Genomic DNA, 584 nt, shown 5'->3' with positions numbered 1-584 from the left:
GCGCTGACCTACTCCCTGGGCGGCGACGGCCTCGTCAACGGCGACACCCTCAGCGGCGCGCTGGCCACCGCAGCAACCGCCATCAGCAATGTCGGCGCCTATGGCATCACCCAGGGCTCCCTCGCGGCCGGCGGCAACTATGCCCTCACCTTCACCGGCGCCGACCTTACCGTCACGCCGCGCGGCCTCACCGTCACCGCCGATGCGCTCTCGCGCCTCTATGGCAATGCCAATCCCGCGCTGACCTACACTCTGGGCGGCGACGGCCTCGTCAATGGCGATACCCTGAGCGGCGCGCTGGCAACTGCGGCAACCGCCACCAGCAATGTCGGCGCCTATGGCATCACCCAGGGCACTCTCGCGGCCGGCGGCAACTATGCGCTCACCTTCACCGGCGCCGACCTTACCGTCACGCCGCGCGGCCTCACCGTCACCGCCGATGCGCTCTCGCGCCTCTATGGCAATGCCAATCCCGCGCTGACCTACACTCTGGGCGGCGACGGCCTCGTCAATGGCGATACCCTGAGCGGCGCGCTGGCAACTGCGGCAACCGCCACCAGCAATGTCGGCGCCTATGGCATCAC

Annotated in this window: 1 protein-coding gene; it reads left to right on the top strand. The window is 69.2% G+C overall.

Annotation, left to right across the window (positions count from 1 at the left end; translation table 11 throughout):
- The coding region (locus tag ACI3K3_RS25785; protein ID WP_404918977.1) for an MBG domain-containing protein at positions 1-584 on the top strand (584 nt) is incomplete at both ends.

It is taken from the genome of Novosphingobium sp. ZW T3_23, from assembly GCF_044987305.1.
Taxonomy (GTDB): Bacteria; Pseudomonadota; Alphaproteobacteria; order Sphingomonadales; family Sphingomonadaceae; genus Novosphingobium.
This window is presented reverse-complemented; position numbering and strand designations above follow the sequence as displayed.